The 20,003-nt window shown below is 62.2% G+C and carries 20 protein-coding genes; 15 read left to right on the top strand and 5 right to left on the bottom strand.

Annotated elements, in window-relative coordinates:
• The first annotated feature begins 14 nt into the window (after positions 1-14).
• The gene (locus ACUTQY_RS12940) at positions 15-1,259 is read left to right on the top strand and encodes a pyridoxal-phosphate-dependent aminotransferase family protein (protein WP_033651003.1); all 1,245 of its coding nucleotides are present in this window, start codon (positions 15-17) and stop codon (positions 1,257-1,259) included.
• Positions 1,256-2,500 (top strand): allantoate amidohydrolase, encoded by a 1,245-nt coding sequence (hpxK, locus tag ACUTQY_RS12935; RefSeq protein WP_046688275.1) that lies wholly within the window; start codon positions 1,256-1,258, stop codon positions 2,498-2,500. Before ACUTQY_RS12940 ends, hpxK begins: the two co-directional genes overlap by 4 nt.
• On the opposite strand, the gene ACUTQY_RS12930 is transcribed toward hpxK, so the two are convergent.
• Together ACUTQY_RS12930 and ACUTQY_RS12925 are read right to left on the bottom strand one after the other, a co-directional pair.
• The gene (locus tag ACUTQY_RS12930) at positions 2,501-3,274 is read right to left on the bottom strand and encodes an amidohydrolase (RefSeq protein WP_033641957.1); all 774 of its coding nucleotides are present in this window, start codon (positions 3,272-3,274) and stop codon (positions 2,501-2,503) included. It lies immediately after the preceding gene.
• Positions 3,262-4,422, bottom strand: a complete 1,161-nt coding sequence (locus tag ACUTQY_RS12925) for a pyridoxal phosphate-dependent aminotransferase (protein ID WP_033641958.1) — start codon at positions 4,420-4,422, stop codon at positions 3,262-3,264. Before ACUTQY_RS12925 ends, ACUTQY_RS12930 begins: the two co-directional genes overlap by 13 nt.
• Positions 4,423-4,586: 164 nt before the next feature.
• Here ACUTQY_RS12925 and ACUTQY_RS12920 point away from each other — a divergent pair, with 164 nt between their 5' ends.
• From ACUTQY_RS12920 to ACUTQY_RS12910, 3 genes are read left to right on the top strand one after another with little or no spacing between them, the layout of a single operon-like run.
• The gene (locus ACUTQY_RS12920; protein WP_046688276.1) at positions 4,587-5,201 is read left to right on the top strand and encodes a methylthioribulose 1-phosphate dehydratase; all 615 of its coding nucleotides are present in this window, start codon (positions 4,587-4,589) and stop codon (positions 5,199-5,201) included.
• Positions 5,198-5,887, top strand: a complete 690-nt coding sequence (gene mtnC, locus ACUTQY_RS12915; protein WP_046688277.1) for an acireductone synthase — start codon at positions 5,198-5,200, stop codon at positions 5,885-5,887. Before ACUTQY_RS12920 ends, mtnC begins: the two co-directional genes overlap by 4 nt.
• Complete coding sequence (locus ACUTQY_RS12910) at positions 5,884-6,426, top strand: 1,2-dihydroxy-3-keto-5-methylthiopentene dioxygenase (RefSeq protein ID WP_033641961.1); 543 nt, start codon at positions 5,884-5,886, stop codon at positions 6,424-6,426. The genes mtnC and ACUTQY_RS12910 overlap by 4 nt, the downstream gene beginning before the upstream one ends.
• Before the next feature lie 17 nt (positions 6,427-6,443).
• Here the strand turns inward: ACUTQY_RS12910 and mtnA are convergent, their stop codons facing one another.
• Positions 6,444-7,472, bottom strand: a complete 1,029-nt coding sequence (mtnA, locus tag ACUTQY_RS12905; protein WP_046688279.1) for an S-methyl-5-thioribose-1-phosphate isomerase — start codon at positions 7,470-7,472, stop codon at positions 6,444-6,446.
• 146 nt (positions 7,473-7,618) lie between these two features.
• On the opposite strand from mtnA, the gene mtnK reads away from it, so the two are divergent.
• The 10 genes from mtnK to ACUTQY_RS12855 all read left to right on the top strand — a co-directional run bounded on the left by mtnK (position 7,619) and on the right by ACUTQY_RS12855 (position 16,825).
• A complete protein-coding gene (gene mtnK / locus ACUTQY_RS12900; RefSeq protein ID WP_042783731.1) occupies positions 7,619-8,818 on the top strand; it encodes an S-methyl-5-thioribose kinase in 1,200 nt (399 codons plus the stop codon).
• Between the two features lie 511 nt (positions 8,819-9,329).
• Complete coding sequence (locus tag ACUTQY_RS12895) at positions 9,330-9,632, top strand: urease subunit gamma (RefSeq protein ID WP_025160087.1); 303 nt, start codon at positions 9,330-9,332, stop codon at positions 9,630-9,632.
• Between the two features lie 55 nt (positions 9,633-9,687).
• A complete protein-coding gene (locus ACUTQY_RS12890; protein ID WP_033641965.1) occupies positions 9,688-10,134 on the top strand; it encodes an urease subunit beta in 447 nt (148 codons plus the stop codon).
• A gap of 3 nt (positions 10,135-10,137) precedes the next feature.
• The gene (locus ACUTQY_RS12885; protein WP_033641966.1) at positions 10,138-11,853 is read left to right on the top strand and encodes an urease subunit alpha; all 1,716 of its coding nucleotides are present in this window, start codon (positions 10,138-10,140) and stop codon (positions 11,851-11,853) included.
• 12 nt (positions 11,854-11,865) lie between these two features.
• Positions 11,866-12,462 carry an urease accessory protein UreE gene (gene ureE / locus ACUTQY_RS12880; RefSeq protein ID WP_046688281.1) on the top strand — a complete coding sequence of 199 codons (597 nt, stop codon included), beginning with the start codon at positions 11,866-11,868 and terminating at the stop codon, positions 12,460-12,462.
• Complete coding sequence (locus tag ACUTQY_RS12875) at positions 12,459-13,145, top strand: urease accessory protein UreF (protein ID WP_033641968.1); 687 nt, start codon at positions 12,459-12,461, stop codon at positions 13,143-13,145. Before ureE ends, ACUTQY_RS12875 begins: the two co-directional genes overlap by 4 nt.
• Positions 13,146-13,164: 19 nt before the next feature.
• Complete coding sequence (gene ureG / locus ACUTQY_RS12870) at positions 13,165-13,800, top strand: urease accessory protein UreG (RefSeq protein WP_033641969.1); 636 nt, start codon at positions 13,165-13,167, stop codon at positions 13,798-13,800.
• Positions 13,797-14,744 (top strand): urease accessory protein UreD, encoded by a 948-nt coding sequence (locus tag ACUTQY_RS12865; RefSeq protein WP_046688282.1) that lies wholly within the window; start codon positions 13,797-13,799, stop codon positions 14,742-14,744. Before ureG ends, ACUTQY_RS12865 begins: the two co-directional genes overlap by 4 nt.
• Before the next feature lie 19 nt (positions 14,745-14,763).
• Positions 14,764-15,741, top strand: coding sequence for an urea transporter (yut, locus tag ACUTQY_RS12860; RefSeq protein WP_052752708.1), 978 nt, complete (start codon positions 14,764-14,766; stop codon positions 15,739-15,741).
• 40 nt (positions 15,742-15,781) lie between these two features.
• Entirely contained in the window at positions 15,782-16,825 is a 1,044-nt protein-coding gene (locus tag ACUTQY_RS12855; protein WP_046688284.1) for a HoxN/HupN/NixA family nickel/cobalt transporter, read from the top strand.
• Between the two features lie 73 nt (positions 16,826-16,898).
• Here ACUTQY_RS12855 and ACUTQY_RS12850 read toward each other — a convergent pair whose 3' ends face one another.
• Together ACUTQY_RS12850 and fadE are read right to left on the bottom strand one after the other, a co-directional pair.
• A complete protein-coding gene (locus tag ACUTQY_RS12850) occupies positions 16,899-17,051 on the bottom strand; it encodes a Hok/Gef family protein (protein ID WP_004930217.1) in 153 nt (50 codons plus the stop codon).
• 289 nt (positions 17,052-17,340) lie between these two features.
• Entirely contained in the window at positions 17,341-19,797 is a 2,457-nt protein-coding gene (gene fadE, locus ACUTQY_RS12845) for an acyl-CoA dehydrogenase FadE (RefSeq protein WP_004930218.1), read from the bottom strand.
• Between the last annotated feature and the right edge of the window lie 206 nt (positions 19,798-20,003).

The following is a 20,003-nucleotide window of genomic DNA, read 5'->3' as shown; positions in this document are numbered from 1 at the left end:
GGTAAGGAAATAACATGCTAACTACTCCGCAGTTCGAACAGATTAACCCGCCGGCGCGCCTGCTGATGGGGCCGGGGCCGATCAACGCCGATCCGCGCGTGCTGCGCGCCATGTCGAGCCAACTGATCGGCCAGTACGATCCGGCAATGACCGGTTACATGAATCAGGTCATGGCGCTGTATCGCGCGCTGTTCCGCACCGAAAACCGCTGGACGATGCTGGTGGACGGCACCTCGCGCGCCGGCATCGAGGCGCTGCTGGTTTCCGCCATTCGTCCGGGCGATAAGGTGCTGGTGCCGGTATTCGGCCGCTTCGGACATCTGCTGTGCGAAATTGCCCGCCGTTGTCGCGCCGAGGTACACACGATCGACGCGCCGTGGGGCGAGGTGTTCAGCGCCGATCGCATCGAAGACGCGATTAAGCGGGTGCGCCCGCGCCTGCTGCTGACGGTGCAGGGCGACACGTCCACCACCATGTTGCAGCCGCTGCATGAGCTGGGCGATATCTGCCGCCGCCACGGCGTGCTGTTCTATACCGATGCGACGGCGTCCTTTGGCGGCAACCCGCTGGAGACCGACGCCTGGGGGCTGGATGCGGTCTCCGCCGGGCTGCAGAAGTGCCTGGGCGGCCCTTCCGGCAGTTCGCCGGTCACCCTCAGCCCGCAGTTTGAAGAGATCGTGCGCCGTCGCAAATGCGTGGAGGAGGGGATCCGCACCGCCGAACATGCCGACGGCGACGACGAGATGATCTACTCCAACTATTTCGACCTCGGCATGATCATGGATTATTGGGGGCCGGAACGCCTGAATCACCATACCGAAGCCACCAGCATGTTGTTCGCGGCACGAGAATGCGCGCGGGTGATCCTCGAGGAAGGGCTGGATCAGGCCATTGCCCGCCACCGGCTGCACGGCGCGGCGATGCTGGCGGGCATCCAAGGCATGGGGCTGGCGGTGTTCGGCGATCTCGATCACCGTATGAATAACGTGCTCGGCGTGATGATCCCGCCGCAGGTGCACGGCGAGCAGGTGCGGCAGATGATGCTGAACGATTTCGCCATCGAAATCGGCACCTCTTTCGGCCCGCTGCAGGGCAAGATCTGGCGCATCGGCACCATGGGCTACAACGCGCGCAAAGATTGCGTGCTGCAAACGCTGGCGGCGCTGGAGGCGGTGTTGAACCGGTTGGGCTTCGCCACGCAACAGGGGGAGGCCCTCCAGGCGGCCTGGAACCTGTACGATGCAGGACGGCCAGAATGACGCCGCAGGAGGCGCAGCAGGCCGCCGCGCGGGTGATGGCGCGCTGTGACGAGCTGGCGGCGATCAGCGCGGAGCCCGGTAAACTGACGCGTCTTTATCTGTCTGTGGAACATCGGCGCGCCAACGTTCTGGTGGGCGAATGGATGCGCGAGAGCGGCATGCGGGTGTGGCAAGACAGCGTCGGCAATATCTGTGGCCGTTATGAAGGGCTAACGCCCGGCGCCCCCGCGCTGCTGCTCGGTTCGCATCTGGACACGGTGCGCAACGCCGGGCGTTATGACGGCATGCTCGGCGTGCTCACGGCGCTGGAAACGGTGGCGCAATACCACCGCCAGGGGCGTCGTTTGCCGCTGGCGCTGGAGGTGATCGGCTTTGCCGACGAAGAGGGCGCTCGCTTCGGCGTGACGTTGCTGGGCAGCCGCGGCTTGACCGGCCAATGGCCGCAGGAATGGCTGGCGCAGACTGACGCGGACGGGGTGAGCATCGCGCAGGCCATGCGCGACTTTGGGCTGGAGCCGACGGCGATCGCGCAGGCGCGCCGCGCGCCGCAGGAAATCCGCGCTTATCTGGAATTGCATATCGAACAGGGCCCATGTCTGGAGGCGGCCGACCTGGCGCTGGGGGTGGTGACGGCGATCAACGGCGCGCGTCGGCTTAACTGCGTCTTTAGCGGGGAGGCGGGCCATGCAGGTACGGTGCCGATGGGGCAGCGCAAAGACGCGCTGGCGGCCGCGGCGGAATGGATAACGGCGGTTGAAACGTTGACCCGCGCCGCCGATCCGCATCTGGTGGCCACCGTCGGCTGCATCGAGAGCCTGCCGGGCGCGGCCAACGTGATCCCGGGCGAAGTGCGATTGACGCTCGACGTGCGCGGCCCGCAGGATGCGCCGCTGGCGGCGCTGTTGGCGACGTTGCTGGCGCAGGCGCAGACGATCTGCGCACGCCGCGGAGCGCGCTTCGCCAGCGAGGAATTCTACCGCATTGACGCCACCGCCTGCGATAGCGATCTGCAGCGCCGCTGGCAGGCGGCCGTCGAGCAGGTACAGGGGCAGAGTCTGGCGCTGCCGAGCGGCGCCGGTCATGACGCCATCGCCGTGGCGGCGCAATGGCCGGTCGGCATGCTGTTCGTGCGTTGCGCCGGCGGCGTCAGCCATCATCCGGCTGAAGCGGTGCGGCAGGCGGACGTAGCGCTGGCGATCCAGGCCTATTGCCTGGCGATCGCCGGCTGGGATCGCGTTTAATCAGTCAAGACGCAGAAAGCTGTCGGCATCGCGCCAGGCCGGGAAGGCGCTGCGGTAACTCTGCAGGGTTTCCAGCGACAGCTCGGCGTCCAGCCGCGCGGCTGCGCCGGGCTCGGCATCCGCCAGGATCTCGCCCTGCGGGCTGATGATCAGGCTGTCTCCGCTGTAGTTCAGGCCGTTCGGATCGTCGCCCACCCGGTTGCAGCCCGCCACATACACCTGATTTTCAATCGCCCGCGCCGCCAGCAGCGTTTGCCAATGGCGGCTGCGCGGCGCCGGCCAGTTGGCGACGTACAGCGCCAGATCGTAATCCTGCTGATAGCGCGCCCAGACCGGGAAACGCAGGTCGTAGCAGATCTGCGGCAGGATGCGCCAGCCGCGCCACTCGACGATTTCGCGCCGGTTGCCGGCCTGATAGTGCAGGTGTTCGCCGGCCATGCGGAACAGATGGCGTTTATCATAGGCATGCACCTGGCCGCCCGGCTCCACCAGCAGAAAGCGATTGACCGCGCCTTCGGCGGTTTTCAGCGCCACGCTGCCGCCGATCAACGCGTGGCTTTTCACCGCCCAACCGTGCAGCCAGTCGATCACCTGCTGTTCGGGCAGGGCGCTCTCGCCGGCATCCATGGCAAAACCGGTGGTGAACATTTCCGGCAAGACGATGAGATCGCGCCCGACGATCGGCGCCAGCAACGCGTCGAAGGCGGCCAGGTTAGCGAGGCCGTCGCGCCAGACCAGAGGTTGCTGCAACAGGGTAATTTTTAAAGTCGACATAACCGCTCCGCAGCTGCATCCAGCGTGGCGTCCTGTTTAGCGAAGCACAGCCGGATCAATTTATGGGGGAAAGGATCGGCACAGAAGACCGACAGCGGAATGGCCGCCACGCCCACGTGCTCGGTTAACCAATGGCAGAACGCCACATCGTCCAGATCGGAGATGGCGCTGTAGTCCGCCAGCAAGAAGTATGTACCGGCGCAGGGTAAAATTTCCAGTCGGCTGCTCGCCAGCGCTTGCACGAAGCGGTCGCGCTTGGCGCGGTAGAATGCCGGCAACTGTCGCCAGTGCTCCGGCTCGGCGCGCAGGCTATCCGCTAGCGCCAGCTGCGCCGGGGTGTTGACCGAGAAGGTCAGGTATTGATGCACCTTGCGCACCTCGGCGCTCAGCGCGGCGGGCGCCACGCAGTAACCCACTTTCCAGCCGGTCATGTGGAAGGTTTTACCGAAGGAGGACACCGCGATCGCCCGTTGGCGCAATTGTGGGTGGGCCAACACGCTGGCGTGCCCGCCTTTGGCGAAGCAGATGTGTTCGTAGACTTCGTCGCTGAGCACGTAGATCTCGCGCTCGGCGATGGCGTGCCACAGCTGCTGCATGTCTTCCGCCTGCCAGGCGGTGGCGGACGGGTTGTGCGGCGTATTGACGATCACCAGACGGGTGCGCGGCGACAGCGCGGCGGCGAACCGTTGCCAATCCACGGCAAATGCGGGCGGCTGCAGGGCGAGGCGTTTGAGTACGCCGCCGGCCAGCGTCACCGCCGGCGCGTAGCTGTCGTAGCTCGGATCGAAACAGACTACCTCATCGCCGGGGCGCACCAGCGCGGTGATGGCGGCGAACAGCGCTTCGGTGGCACCGGCGGTGACGGTCACTTCGCTGCCGGCATCCGGCTGCCAGCCATACAGCTCGGCGGTTTTGTCGGCGATGGCTTCGCGCAGCGCCGCCACGCCGGTCATTGGCGCATATTGGTTGGCGCCCTGGGCGACGTGCCAGGCCAGGCGTGCTTTCAGGTAGTCCGGCCCGTCAAAATCAGGGAAGCCCTGCGACAGGTTGATCGCCTGATGCTGCTGCGCCAGCGCGCTCATCTGGGTGAAGATGGTGGTGCCCAGGGCAGGCAGTTTACTGTCGGGAATCAATGCGGAAGTGCTCATAGCAGGTGAATACTCCAGGCGCTTATATTGCCGTCAATATAACACGATGCTAGTATTTGGCAATCAAGACGCTTAGATGGCTAAATGCGAAAAAGTGCTTAGCCTGTCGCGCAGCCGGCTAAGCCTCACCTGCTGACCGCTATACCGAACGGGAAACGATAACAATGACGGAGAATCCGCAACTTACCGCATTACTGGCGGCCTGCCACTGGATTGGCGACAAAGGCTGGTGTCCGGCGACCGGCGGCAACATGTCGCTGCGCCTCGACGAACGCCAGTGCCTGGTCACCGAGTCCGGCAAAGACAAAGGGAGTCTGAGCGCCGCCGATTTTCTGCGGGTGGATATCGCTGACAATCACGTGCCGAGCGGCCGTACGCCGTCGGCGGAAACCGGGCTGCATACGCTGCTCTATCGCTTGTACCCGCACCTTGGCGCGGTGTTGCATACCCATTCCGTCAACGCCACCGTGTTGTCGCGGGTGGAACGCGGCGATGCGTTGGTGCTGCAGGGGTACGAAATGCAAAAGTCGCTCGCCGGTCAGCGCAGCCACCTGGACTGCGTGGCGATCCCTATTTTCGATAACGATCAGGACATTCCCCGGCTGGCGTCGCGCGTCGCGGCCTATGCCGAGGTCACGCCGCTGCAGTACGGTTTTCTGGTGCGCGGCCACGGTCTCTATTGCTGGGGAAGCCAGGTGGCGGAAGCCCGCCGCCATCTCGAAGGGCTGGAATTCCTGTTCCAGTGTGAACTGCAACGTCGCTTGCTGGAGGCGAAATGATCCGCGCTATCGTGACCGATATTGAAGGCACCACCAGCGATATTCGCTTCGTGCATCAGGTGCTGTTTCCCTATGCCCGCGAGCGGCTGGCGGATTTTGTACGCCGTCACGCCACGGAGAGCGAAGTCGCCGCGCCGTTGGCGGCGCTGCGCGCTGAAATTGACCAGCCGCAGGCGGATCTCGACGCGCTGATCGCCGCGCTGTATCGCTTTATGGATGAAGATCGCAAATCCACCGCGCTCAAGGCGCTGCAGGGCATCATCTGGCGCAGCGGCTATCGCGAGGGCGACTTCCGCGGACATCTTTATCCGGAGGTCGCCGGGCAGTTGGCCGCCTGGCAGCGCCAGGGGCTGAAGCTTTACGTTTATTCCTCCGGTTCGGTGGAGGCGCAGAAGCTGCTGTTCGGCCACAGCGACGCCGGCGATCTGCAGCCGCTGTTCAGCGGCTATTTCGACACCCGCGTCGGCGCCAAGCGTGAAACCGCGTCGTACCGTAACATCGCGCAGGCTATCGGCATCGCGCCCGACGAACTGCTGTTCCTGTCCGATATTCACCAGGAGCTGGACGCCGCGCAGGCCGCCGGCTGGCATACCTGCCAGCTGATCCGCGATGAGGCGGACGCACAGAGCCGGCATCCGCAGGTCAGCCGTTTTGATCACATCGATTTAGGGGAGTTTGTCTCATGAGTGGATTGACCATTTTCAGTGATACAGCACCGCAGCAGCCGCTGTGGCAGAGCCGCGACGCGCAGGAAATCCAGCGCCAGCTGGCGCAGATCGGCGTGCGCTTTGAGCGTTGGCAGGCGGATCGCGAGTTGGGCGACAACCCGCAGCCGGAGGCGGTGATCGCCGCCTACCAGCATGAGATCGACCGGCTGGTGGCGGAAAAGGGCTACCAGAGTTGGGACGTGATCAGCATGCGGCCGGACCACGAGCAGCGTCAGGCGCTGCGCGAAAAATTCCTGTCCGAACACACGCACGGCGAGGATGAAGTGCGCTTTTTCGTTGAAGGGGCGGGGTTGTTTTGCCTGCATCTGGACGGCAAGATCTTCCAGATCCTGTGCGAAAAGAACGATCTGATCTCAGTGCCGGCCAACACCCGTCACTGGTTCGATATGGGCTCGGCGCCGCACTTTACCGCGATCCGGGTATTTGACAACCCGGAAGGCTGGGTGGCGCATTTCACCGGCGACACGATCGCCGATGCCTATCCGCGCCTGGACTGATCGTCAACCGGCGGGCGTTAACCCAGCGCCCGCTGGAAAATCCCCGCTTCAACCTGCTGCGGCGTGATCACGCCGCTGTCGAACACCCACCCGCTGATAAGCTTGGCCGGCGTGACGTCGAACGCCGGATTGCAGACCGGCGCATCGGCCGGCGCCCACTGGCAGGCGCCGAAACTGCCTGAAACGCCGGTGACTTCGGCCGCCGCGCGTTGCTCGATCGGGATGGCGGCGCCGTCCGGACAGTACGGATCGTGGGTGGTATGCGGGGCAGCCACGTAGAATGGAATGCCATGGTAGTGCGCCAGCACCGCCAGGCTGTAGGTGCCAATCTTGTTGGCGACGTCGCCGTTGGCGGCGATGCGATCCGCGCCGACCCACACCGCATCGACCTGGCCCTGCGCCATCAGGCTGGCGGCCATCGAATCGCAGATCAGATGATAGGGAATGCCCAGCTCGCCCAGTTCCCAGGCGGTCAGACGGCCGCCCTGCAGCAGCGGCCGGGTTTCATCAACCCATACCTGTTGCACTTTGCCCTGCTGGTGGGCGCGCAGCAGCACGCCGATGGCGGTGCCGACGCCGGCGGTGGCCAACCCGCCGGTATTGCAGTGGGTCAGCAGGCGGCTGCCGGGCTTGACCAGCCCAGCGCCGTGATCGGCGATGCGATCGCACAGCCGGCGATCTTCCTCCACCAGCCGCAGCGCTTCGTTCACCATCGCCGGCGCCCAGTCCGGCTCCGCCAGCGCCAGCTTCATGCGATCCAGATTGTTCATCAGGTTAACCGCCGTCGGGCGGGCGGCGCGCAGCGTGTGCAGCGCCTGTTCCAGCTCGGCGCGCGGCACACCGCGTTCCGCCAGCAGCGCCAACAGCAGGCTGGCGGACAGCCCGATCAGCGGCGCGCCGCGCACCCGCAGGCTGTGAATGTGCCCGACCAACTCCTCCACGCTGTCGCAGGCGCGCCACCGCTTTTCCTGCGGCAGGGCTTGCTGATCGAGGATCCAAAGGCGGTTGTCCCGCAGGGTCAAACTGGTGGTGTTAAGCGCTTGCATCGGCGGTTAATTCCTTGTTGCGAGGTTATTGCATCTGAAACGCTATTCTGCCAACATGACTTCCAGATGTATAGACGTCCAAATGCTTTTACGTCTAAATAAACAGAATCGCTGGGGGCAGCGAGAGAGAACAGAGGGGTTGGGGAATGTCGCTTTATCGTACGTTTACGGCTGCCGATGCCGTTGAATATGCCCGCCAATACGGGCAGGTGGCCGATCCGCAGGCGCTGGTGAGCGCCGACGAGATCGGCGACGGCAACCTGAACCTGGTGTTCAAGATCCGCGATCGCGAAGGCGTGAGCCGGGTGATCGTCAAACAGGCGTTGCCGTACGTGCGCTGCGTGGGCGAATCCTGGCCGCTGACGCTGGATCGGGCGCGCATCGAAGCGGAAACGCTGTTGATCCACGGCGGTTTCTGCCCGCGACATACGGTAAAAATCCTGCACCACGATCCCGAGTTGGCGGTGATGGTGCAAGAAGATCTCTCCGATCATCGCATCTGGCGCAGCGAACTGGTGCAGGGGAACTATCATCCGCTGGCGGCCGGTCAGCTCGCGGAATACCTGGCGCAGACGCTGTTCCACACCTCCGATTTTTATCAGTCGGCGCAGCAGAAAAAAGCGGAAGTCAGCCGCTTCACCAACCCCGAGCTGTGCCAGATCACCGAAGATCTGTTCTTTACCGATCCCTATATCGACCATGAGCGCAATCAGTTCGAGGCGGCGCTGTTGCCGCAGGTGCAGGCGCTGCGTGAGGATGCGCCGCTGAAGCTGGCGGTCGCCGGCCTGAAACACCGCTTTCTCAGCAAGGCGGAGGCGTTGTTGCACGGGGATATCCACAGCGGTTCAATTTTCGTGGCGGAAGGGCGACTGAAAGCGATCGACGCTGAATTCGGTTTCTACGGCCCGATCGGTTTCGATGTCGGCACGGCGTTAGGCAATCTGCTGCTCAACTATTGCGGCCAGCCTGGGCTGTTCGGGCCGCGCGACGCCGCCGCCGGGCGCGAGCAGCGTCTGCAGGATGTGCGCGAGCTGTGGCTGATCTTTGCCGATCGTTTCCTGGCGCTGTGCCATCAGCAAAGCCGTGATGCGGCGCTGGCGACGCCGGGTTACGCCGAGCAGTTCCTGCAGCAGGTCTGGACTGATGCGGTAGGGTACTGCGGCACAGAGCTGATTCGGCGCACTATCGGCCTGGCGCACGTCGCCGATCTGGACAGCATCGCCGACGCCGACATGCGCCTCGACTGTCAGCGTCATGCGCTGGGTTTGGGGCGCACGCTGATCGTCAATGCGCCGCAGATCGAGCATATCGACGCGCTGTTGGCGCGCATTCGTCAGCAAGGCTGAAGAGCCCGACAGTAATGAGGCAAACCCGGCTGCGGCCGGGTTTTTTTTTAATAACTTATTGGCATCAGTAACAGAATAGATAAATTGTTTTTAACTAAAAAGGTATTTTCACTCGCGTCTTATTTGTAAATTTAATTATATTTTATGACCGTTGGTTACATGTCTTTAATATTAACGCCATCCATAAGGACAGTGCTTATTTATCTGGCTTTCATGACGGTGATTAAAATAAAAAAACGCCATTCGTTCTTTTTTTGATCGTTTTATTGTGGGGGTGGGAAGATGAAAAAAGACTTTTTATCGATAAAAACTATCACGTCGCCGTTACTTTTTTAAGACATGGGATAACTCATGCTTGGGTTTGAATAAAGCAGCGGGTTGATTATCTCAATATTACCCCCTAGATTATTCGAGTGTCGGGCAATCGTAAATAAATAACGCAAGGTTATTAACTATAAGTAACCTTTGGCCTCACTTTGTCTGATTATTTCTATCGAGATCGGAGTGCTCCATGCAATTAACGCCAAGAGAAATCGAAAAGCTGATGGTCTATACCCTGGCTGACGTCGCATTAAAACGAAAATCCAGAGGGATAAAGCTTAATTATCCCGAGGCGGTGGCCATTATTACCACCGCGGCGCTGGAGGGCGCCCGCGAGGGAAAAACGCTGGAAGAAGTCATGAACGACACGCGGCAGGTTTTGAGCCGCGATGACGTCATGGACGGCGTGGCGGACTTGATCCCGCATGTGCAGGTCGAGGCGATATTCAGCGACGGCAGCCGCCTGGTGACGGTGCACGATCCTATTCAATAAGCGCCGATGGCCTTCCTGAATCCCATGGACGAATCTTATCAGCACAGGTATTCCGATGAAAAAGCATGACAAAGAAAAGCACGTGCCGCCAGGCGGCTATATCCTGTCCGAAAGTCCCATCACCTTCAATGAAGATCGCGAGACGGTTATTTTAACGGTGCGCAATACCGGCGACAGGCCTATTCAGGTCGGCTCACACTTTCATTTCTTCGAAGCCAACAAAGCGCTGCAGTTCGATCGCGCTGCCGCCTTTGGCAAACGGTTAAATATCACCGCCACCACGGCGATCCGTTTTGAACCCGGCGATGAAATCGAGGTGGCGCTTATTGCCATCGGCGGCAAGCAAACGGTTTATGGTTTTAATAATCTGGTGGACGGTTGGGCGGGCGACAGCCCGGTAGCCGCCGGTGAAAGAGTAAAGAAAACTATAGATGTAAAGCGAGCTATTGAGCTGGGTTATAAAAACCGCGATCAGGCGCCCATCAAGACGGACGAGGAATAAAGCATGCCAACGATCTCCAGGCAGGAATATGCCGGGCTGTTCGGCCCGACCACCGGCGATAAAATTCGCTTGGGCGATACGCAACTGTTTATTGAAATAGAAAAAGATCTGCGCGGTTACGGTGAGGAATCGGTCTACGGCGGCGGTAAGTCGCTGCGCGACGGCATGGGCGCCGATAACCGATTAACCAGCGACAATGTGTTGGATCTGGTCATTACCAATGTGACCATTCTGGACGCCCGGCAAGGGGTGATCAAGGCGGACGTCGGCATTAAAAACGGCCTGATCGCCGGCATTGGCAAAAGCGGCAACCCGGCGATGATGAACGGCGTCACGCCCGGCATGGTGGTGGGCGTCAGCACCGACGCCATCTCGGGCGAACACCTGATCCTGACCGCCGCCGGCATCGATACGCACATTCATTTCATTTCGCCGCAGCAGGCCGCACATGCGCTCTCCAACGGCGTGACGACCTTCTTCGGCGGCGGCGTCGGGCCGACCGACGGTTCCAACGGCACCACGGTGACCGCCGGGCCCTGGCATATCCACCGCATGCTGCGCGCCTTTGAGAGCATGCCGGTCAACGTGGGGATGCTCGGCAAGGGGCACGCTTCGCACGCTGCGCCGCTGGTCGAACAGATCGCCGCCGGCGTGGCCGGGCTGAAGGTGCATGAGGACTGGGGCGCCACCAACTCCGCGCTGCGCCACGCGCTGCGGGTGGCCGACGACATGGATATTCAGGTGGCGGTGCATACCGACAGCCTGAACGAGGGCGGCTACGTCGAGGACACCATCGACGCCTTCGAAGGGCGCACTATCCACACCTTCCACACCGAAGGCGCCGGCGGCGGGCACTCGCCGGATATCATCAAGGTCGCCGCGCAGATGAACGTCTTGCCGAGCTCCACCAACCCCACGCTGCCGTTCGGCATCAACAGTCAGGCCGAACTGTTCGACATGATCATGGTGTGCCACAACCTCAACCCCAATGTGCCGGCCGACGTGGCGTTTTCTGAAAGCCGGGTGCGGCCGGAAACCATCGCCGCGGAAAACGTGCTGCACGACATGGGCGTGCTGTCGATGTTTTCCAGCGACTCCCAGGCGATGGGGCGGGTTGGCGAAAACTGGCTGCGGGTGATGCAGACGGCACACGCGATGAAAGCCGCGCGCGGCAAGCTGCCGGAAGATGCGGCGGAACACGATAACTTCCGCGTGCTGCGCTACGTGGCGAAGATCACCATCAACCCGGCGATCGCGCAGGGCATCAGCCACGTGCTGGGTTCGGTCGAGGTCGGCAAGATGGCCGATCTGGTGCTGTGGGAGCCGCGCTTCTTCGGTGCCAAGCCGAAGCTGGTGATCAAGGGTGGGATGATTAACTGGGCGGTGATGGGCGATCCCAACGCGTCGTTGCCGACGCCGCAGCCCACGTTCTACCGACCGATGTTCGGCGCCATGGGCAAATCGCTGCAGGAAACCTGCGTCACCTTCGTCTCCGGCGCGGCGTTGCACGACGGCATCAAAGAGAAACTGGGGCTGGAGCGGCAGGTGATGGCGGTGCATAACTGCCGCGCGATCTCCAAGCAGGACATGGTGCGCAATGCGGAAACGCCGCACATCGAGGTGGACCCCGAAACCTTCGCCGTCAAGGTCAACGGCGAACACGCCACGGTGAAACCGATCGCCACCGCCGTGCTTAATCAACGCTACTTCTTCAGCTAGGAACCGCCGCTCATGATCGTGATTGAAAAGATACTCGGCAATATCAAACGGGATGCCGACTGGCGTGAGCGCTTGCAACACGCCTCGTTGGACGTGCTGGCGCTTTCGCAGTGGGAGGCGCAGAAAAGCCGCTGCCGCAAAACCACCCGCGATGGTCAGGATCTCGGCATTTCCCTCGATCGTCACCAGGTGCTGGCCGACGGCGATGTGCTGCTTTGGGACGAAGCGAACCGCAGCGCGGTGGTGGTGCAGATGGACCTGCGCGACGTGATGGTGATCCACCTGCAGTCGCTGTTGGCGACCGATATGGCGACGGTGCTGAAGACCGCGTTCGAACTGGGGCATGCCCTGGGCAATCAGCACTGGAAGTCAGTCATCAAGGGCGATCGCATCTTTATTCCGCTGACGGTGGCGACCAAGGTGATGGATTCGGTGATGAAAACCCACGGCTTTCATGCGCTGCCTTATTCGTTCGTGAAGGGTGAAAGCATTTTGCCGCATCTGACCCAGCCCGAAGCGCGCCTGCTGTTCGGCGGCGCGGAGGATTCCGCCACCCATGTGCATGTTGACAGCCCATTCCTCGGTCAGCATGTGATCAAATTGAAATGAACGCTGTTCAGCTGATTCGCATCCTGCAGTTTGCCGACTCGGTGCTGCCGGTGGGGGCGTTTGCCTTTTCCAATGGCGTCGAGTCGGCGATCCAGGCCGGCATCGTGCGCGATGTTGACACGCTGCAGTCGTTCACCCGCACCGCTTTGCAACAGGCGGCGGGCGGCGACGGCCGGGCGGTCGCGGCGGCCTGCCGGGCGCTGCAGGGGGGCGATCGCGAGGCGGTTATCGGGCACGACTGGGCGCTGTTCAACCGCAAGCTGAATGAAGAAGGCCGCAGCATGGTGGTGAGGATGGGAAAGAAGCTGGCGGAAATGACGGCGGCCATCTGTGATGAGCCCCAGGTGGTCTGGTGGCTTGAGCAGATCAAAACCGGCCGCGCCGCCGGCACCTATCCGGTGACGCAGGCGGTAGTGATGACGGCGCTGGGCGCGGGGCCGCGCGAGGTGGCGGTGATGCATCAGTACGGCGTGGCGATGACCATTCTCAGCGCCGCCATGCGCCTGATGCGCGTCACCCATATCGACACCCAACGCATCCTGTTTCAACTCAACCGGGACATCGACGTTTTTTGTGACGAAGCCGAACGCGGCGGCGTTGAACAAATGGCCTCTTACGCGCCGGTGACCGACGTCCTGGCCGCGCTGCACGTCGGCGCATTTACTCGACTGTTCAGCAACTAATGACAAAGGAACGAGCAGAGTGAAGAAAATTACCCGCATTGGCATCGGCGGCCCGGTAGGCTCGGGCAAGACCGCGATTATCGAAGTCATTACGCCGCGTCTGATCGAACGGGGCATCAGCCCGTTAATCATCACCAACGACATCGTCACTACCGAAGACGCCAAACAGGTCAAGCGCACGCTCAAGGGGATCCTCGACGAGGAGAAAATTCTGGGCGTGGAAACCGGCGCCTGCCCGCATACCGCGGTGCGCGAGGATCCGAGCATGAATATCGCCGCGGTGGAGGAGATGGAGGCCCGTTTCCCGGACAGCGACGTGGTGATGATCGAGAGCGGCGGCGATAACCTGACGTTGACCTTCAGCCCGGCGCTGGCGGACTTTTACATCTACGTTATCGACGTCGCCGAAGGTGAAAAGATCCCGCGCAAAAACGGCCCGGGCCTGGTGCAGGCCGACATCCTGGTGATCAACAAAATCGATTTGGCGCCGTACGTCGGCGCCAGCCTGGCGGTGATGGAGCACGATACGCGCGTGGTGCGCGGCGAGCGGCCTTATATCCTCACCAACTGCAAAACCGGCGAAGGCATCGACGAACTGGTGGATATGATCATGCGTGATTTCCTGTTCACCCACGCGCCGTCGGCGGCGGTATGACGGCCGTCAGCGAAGCGGCGAGGCGCGTGGCGCAACTCGGCGCCGACGCGCCGGAGTTGGCCGCCTACCAGGACGAACCGCCGCAGATGGCCAGCGGCGGCGTGGGCAAAACCGGCTATCTGCGGCTGGGGTTCGCGCTGAACGGGCATCGCAGCGTGCTGCGGCAAATGGAGCGGCGCGTGCCGTTTCTGGTGCAGCGGGCGCTGTATTGGGACGAGGCGCTGCCGCAGATGCCGTGCGTATTCGTCATCTCCACCTCGGGCTGCATCTTGCAGGGCGATCGCCTGACGCTCGAGGTGCAGGTCGCCCCCCGGGCCTGCGGGCATGTCACCACTCAATCGGCGACCAAGATCCACGCCATGGAAAATAACTACGCGGCGCAGATGCAGACGCTGACGCTCGAAGAGGGCAGCTATCTGGAGATGATGCCCGATCCGGTGATCCCTCACTGCGGCTCGCGCTTCATTACCGATACCCGCATTACGCTGCACCCCACGGCGACGCTGCTCTATGGCGAGATCCTGATGTCGGGACGCAAACACCATCAGGCGGATCGCGGTTTCAGATTCGACGTTTACTCTTCGCGCATCAGCGCCTGTCGCCCCGAGGGCAACACGCTGTTTGTCGAGCGCTATGTGCTGGAACCGCATAAACACCCGCTGAACGGGGTCGGCGTGATGGGGCCGTTCGATGTGTTCGGCAATGTGATCCTGCTGACGCCGCCCGAGCATCATCAGCGGATCCTCGATCGCATCGCGCCCCGCTATGACGAGGCTGAGGGGAGCGCCAGCGGCGTCAGCCGGTTGCCCAATGAGTGCGGGCTGATCTTTAAGGCTTTGGGCAAAGAGGCGCGCCAGGTGAAGGCGGCGATTCGCGCTTTCTGGCGCGTCGCCCGGGAGGAAATCCTGGGCGTGACGCTGCCCGAGCCTTTTATCTGGCGCTAGTCTGCAGCGGGAAGCGGTCATGACGACAAAGTGGAGTTGGGCGGCGTTGTGCGCCCGCAGCCGAATAGCGGCGGTGACGGATGCGGTGCTGCGCGGCTGTTCGCAGGTGATGTTTCAAAATAACCCTTTGACCGGATTATTGTTTTTCATCGCCATTTTCGTGGGCGCCTGGGAAGAGGGGCTGCCGCAGGTGGCCTTCGGCTGCCTGCTGGGTACGGCGGCGGCGACGCTCAGCGCGGCGTGGTTGGTGGACGATCGCGCAGCGTTGCGCACCGGTCTCTATGGCTACAACGGCTGCCTGGTCGGCGCCGCGCTGCCGACTTTTTTGCTGCCCTCTGTCTGGCTGTGGATCGGCGTGATCTTCAGCAGCGCGATCTCGGTGATCGTCACCGTCGGCCTCAATCGGCTGCTGCGTACCTGGAAGATCGCGGCGCTGACCGCGCCTTTCGTGCTGACCACCTGGACGGTGCTGCTGGCCAGCTACCCGTTCAGCCATCTGCGGCATGTGCGGTTGCCGCCGGCGGCCATCCCGGCCGACGGCGCGGTGTTCAACCCGCATCCCGACCTGGCGGAGGTGTTGAGCGGTGCGTTGCACGGCGTCTCCCAGGTCTTTTTGTGCAGCAGCGTGAGCGGCGGCGTGCTGCTGTTGCTCGGGCTGGCGGTTTCGTCGCCGCACGCGATGGCGCTGGGTTTTTTCGGCGCCTTGCTGGCGGTGATCACCGCGCTGGCGATTGGCGCCGATCCGCAGGCGGTCTTCGCCGGGCTGTATGCTTTCAGCGCGGTGCTGACGGCGGTGGCGCTGGGTTCCGTCTTCAACCCGCCCGGCCGGCGGGTGCTTATCTATACGCTGCTCGGCGTGATTTTCACGGTGCTGGTGCAGGGGGCTTTCAATACCTTGCTGGCTCCGCTGGGGATGCCGTCGTTGACCATGCCGTTCGTGATCGCGTCCTGGGTGTTTTTGAGCGCCAATCCGGCGGTGATCGCGGCGCGGCGCTAATCCATTGATTTCAACATAACGAGAATACGGGAGTGTGGGTATGGCGGTAATTTCCGAAGGATTGCATGGCGCGGCCCGGCGTCGGGCGGTATCCTTGCTGCTGGGGCTGGTGGCGGTCAACGTCGTTGTCTGGCTGCTGGCGCTGGCGGTGTTCAAAGACAATGCGGCGCTGATGGGTACCGCCTTGCTGGCCTACAGTTTTGGTCTGCGTCATGCGGTGGATGCCGATCACATCGCCGCGATCGACAACGTGACCCGCAAGCTGATGCAACAGGGCAAAACGCCGGTGGCGGTCGGCACCTTCTTCTCGCTCGGCCACTCGACCATCGTGGTGCTGGCCTCGGCCGCCATTGCCGCCACGGCGATGATGTTCAGCCGACAGATGGGCTGGTTTCACGAAACCGGCGGTTTGATCGGCACGCTGGTGTCCGCGCTGTTTCTGCTGACGGTGGCCTTTATCAACCTGCTGGTGCTGATCTCCGTGTGGCGCGCTTTCCGGCAGGTGAAGGCGGGCGAGCTGCCTGCGCATCAATCGCTGGATCTGTTGATGAGCGGCGGCGGTGCGCTGGCGCGCTGCTTCCGCCCGCTGTTCAGGCTGGTGAATCAGAGCTGGCACATGTACCTGGTGGGCTTCTTGTTTGGCCTGGGCTTCGACACCGCCACCGAGGTCGGGTTGTTGGGGATTTCGGCTGCCGGCGCCGGCCACGGCATGAACCTGTGGAGCATCATGCTGTTCCCGGCGCTGTTCGCCGCCGGCATGGCGCTGATCGACTCCATCGACAACTTCGTGATGATTGGCGCTTACGGCTGGGCGTTCTCCAAACCGATCCGCAAACTGTACTACAACATGACCATCACGGCGGCGTCGGTGATCATCGCGGTGTTTATCGGCGGCATCGAAGCGCTCGGACTTATCGCCGACAAGCTGGCGCTGTCCGGCCCGCTGTGGGACGCCGTGGCGCGGCTCAACGATCATCTGGGGGAGATGGGTTATTGGGTGATCGCCGTGTTCATTTTCTGCTGGCTGGTGTCGGTGGTGAATTACCGCCTGCGCGGCTATGACAAGCTGACGGTCAGCGGCTGAAAAGGCGGGTGCTCGTGGATCCTGCCTGACACCATCCGCCAACGGGCGGGGCGAACCCCGCCGTTGGGTTGCCTTACCGTTCGGATTCGTAAGCCAAAGTGGCCGCAACCTCCGAGTCTCCCAACCTGATGCGCAGTTCGCACAGCGAACCGCGGGTTAGCCAGATGAACGCGATCAGCGTCATACAGACGATCACCAGCTTAAGCACGACCCGTTTTTGCTGCATTTTTGACCTCCCTATCCTTGCCTTGCGGCGGGTAAGAGGCTAACCTGATGTTGCTAGGCATCAGAGTGGCCTCGGGTTGATAATATCGACTCGGGGCCTTTCTCTTTCTCTCCTTTGCCAAGGCTCCGGACAGAAAGATCCAGAGCACCCGCTGCGCAGTCTACCCGAACTTCCTTCCCGTGAAATCCGCCGTTGCGCCAACCTGCGGCGCGGTGCGCAGTTCGTGATGCAAGAAAAGAAAAAGGGGCGATGATGATCGCCCCTTGGATGCGTGGAGTAGGAATTGGCGTTAAGCCGCTTCGGTCTGCTGTTGGCGCTTAGACTGCGCCGCCGGCTTTTCCGGCTTGGCGGCCGCCAGCGCATCCGGCGCAAAGTCGTCCACGTTGATGGAGCGCAGGCGGCTCTCTTCGGCTTTCACCAGGATCTTCGCTTCGTCGGCGCTGATCTTGCCTTCTTCCAGCGCGCGCTCCGCCAAACGATCCAGACGGGTGAACGGCAGGTTTTTGCCGGCCGCCTTGCACAGGCGTTCGTGAATCGGCTCGGCGGCCATCACGTCGGCCAGCGCCGCTTCCAGCAGACCGATTGGGTTATGCTCGCTCGGCGTCAGGTACTGGCCGCGTCCCAGACGGCTGCGGGTGGCGGAAGGCACCTGCAGGATCTTGGCCAGCTGATGATCCAGGCGATCGGACGGAGCGGTATGCACGCGGCCGAACGGGAAGACCACGAAGCGCAGCGCGCCGGCGATAAAGCGGTTCGGGAAGTTGCGCAGCAGATCATCCAGCGCCTGTTCGGCTTTATGCAGGCTGTCTTGCACGCCCCAATGCACCAGCGGCAGATCTTCTTTCTGACGGCCTTCGTCGTCAAAGCGTTTCAGCACGGCGGAAGCCAGGTACATCTGGCTGAGGATATCCCCCAGGCGAGCGGAGATGCGCTCGCGGCGCTTCAGGCTGCCGCCCAGCACGCCCATGGAAACGTCCGACAGCAACGCCAGGTTGGCGCTCAGGCGGTTCAACTGCTGATAGTAACGACGGGTCGCGTCCTTGGTCGGCGTGGCGCTGGTGCGGCCGTTGGTCAGGCCCAGCCAGAAGCTGCGTACCTTGTTGCTGCCGACGTGGCCCAGGTGGCCGAACAGCGATTTATCGAAGGCGTTCAGATCGTTGTTCTGCGCCGCCGCCATTTCATCCAGCACATAAGGATGGCAGCGGATCGCGCCCTGACCGAAGATCATCATGGTGCGGGTCAGGATGTTCGCGCCTTCCACCGTGATGGCGATCGGTGCGCCCTGATAAGCGCGAGCCAGGAAGTTGGATTCGCCCAGCATAATGCCTTTACCGCCGGCGATGTCCATGGCGTCAACGATCGACTGCTGGCCGCGGTGCGTACAGTGGTATTTGACGATGGCCGACAGCACGGCCGGTTTCTCGCCCTGCACCAGCGCGTAGGTGATCAGCGAAGCGGCGGCGTCCATCACATAGGTGTTGCCGGCGATGCGCGCCAACGGCTCTTCGATCCCTTCCATTTTACCGATGGAGATCTTGAACTGACGGCGAATGTGCGCGTAGGCGCCGGTCGCCAGGGCGATGGATTTCAGGCTGCCGGTGGAGTTGGACGGCAGGGTGATGCCGCGACCGACCGACAGGCATTCAACCAGCATGCGCCAGCCCTGGCCGGCCATTTTCGGGCCGCCGATGATGTAATCGATCGGCACGAACACGTCGGTGCCGCGGGTCGGGCCGTTCTGGAACGGCACGTTCAGCGGGAAGTGGCGGTTGCCGATTTCCACGCCCGGCGTGCTGGTCGGGATCAGCGCACAGGTGATGCCCGGGGATTCGTTGTCGCTCAGCAGGCGGTTCGGGTCATGCAGTTTGAATGCTAAACCCAGTACGGTGGCGACCGGCGCCAGCGTGATGTAGCGCTTGTTCCAGGTCAGGCGCATGCCCAGCACCTGCTTGCCTTGCCATTCGCCCATGCACACGGTGCCCACGTCTGGAATGGCACCGGCATCGGAACCCGCTTCCGGGCTGGTCAGCGCGAAGCAAGGGATCTCGTCGCCGCGCGCCAGGCCCGGCAGATAGTGGTTTTTCTGTTCTTCGGTACCGTAATGCTGCAGCAGTTCGCCTGGGCCGAGGGAGTTCGGCACGCCGACGGTGATCGCCAGGATGCCGGAAACGCCGGCCAGTTTTTGCAGCACCATCGCCTGAGCGTAAGGGGAGAATTCCAGACCGCCGTACTCTTTCTTGATGATCATCGCGAAGAAACGGTGTTCTTTCAGGTACGCCCAGAGTTCAGGCGGCAGATCGGCCAGTTCGTGAGTGATCTGGAAGTCGTTGGCCATGCGGCAGGCTTCTTCCACCGGGCCGTCGATAAACGCCTGCTCTTCTTCCGTCAGGCGCGGTTTCGGGTAGCTGTGCAGCTTGTTCCAGTCCGGCGCGCCGCGGAACAGATCGCCTTCCCACCAGGTGGTGCCCGCGTCGATCGCTTCCTTCTCGGTGGTGGACATCGGCGGCATCACCTTGCGGAAGGCGCGCAGCGCCGGCGCGGAGAGCAGAGAGCGACGCACAGAGGAAAGGTTCAGCGGCAGCAGCACGATCGCCAGCGGCAGCAACAGCCAGAAGCTCCACAGGCCGATCGCGCCCATGGCGGCGGTGTACGCCACCAGGATCAGGCTGCTGAGGGTAAGGTTCACTCGGTGGTAGAACACCACGCCGAGGAGAGCCAGTAAAACGACAATACTAAGAACCATCATAAGAAGCTCCGAAGTAGTAAGAGGTCTGACCTGTTGTGTGTATGTAATAGGTTTTAGTACAAGGCAGAATTTTTATCAATGCGTTTACAGTTTAATTACAACTCAGGTCACAAACTGACAGCACCAATCATCAAAAACCTCTCCGCTTCCTTAACCGGCGCGCTGTTTGGCTGAGAATGCTTCTCGCTGTTTCCGCGATCCGGTAC

The sequence above is a fragment of the Serratia sp. TSA_130.1 genome (assembly GCF_052691795.1).
Note: the sequence above shows the minus strand (reverse complement) of the source record. Positions and strands in the feature narration are given on the sequence as shown.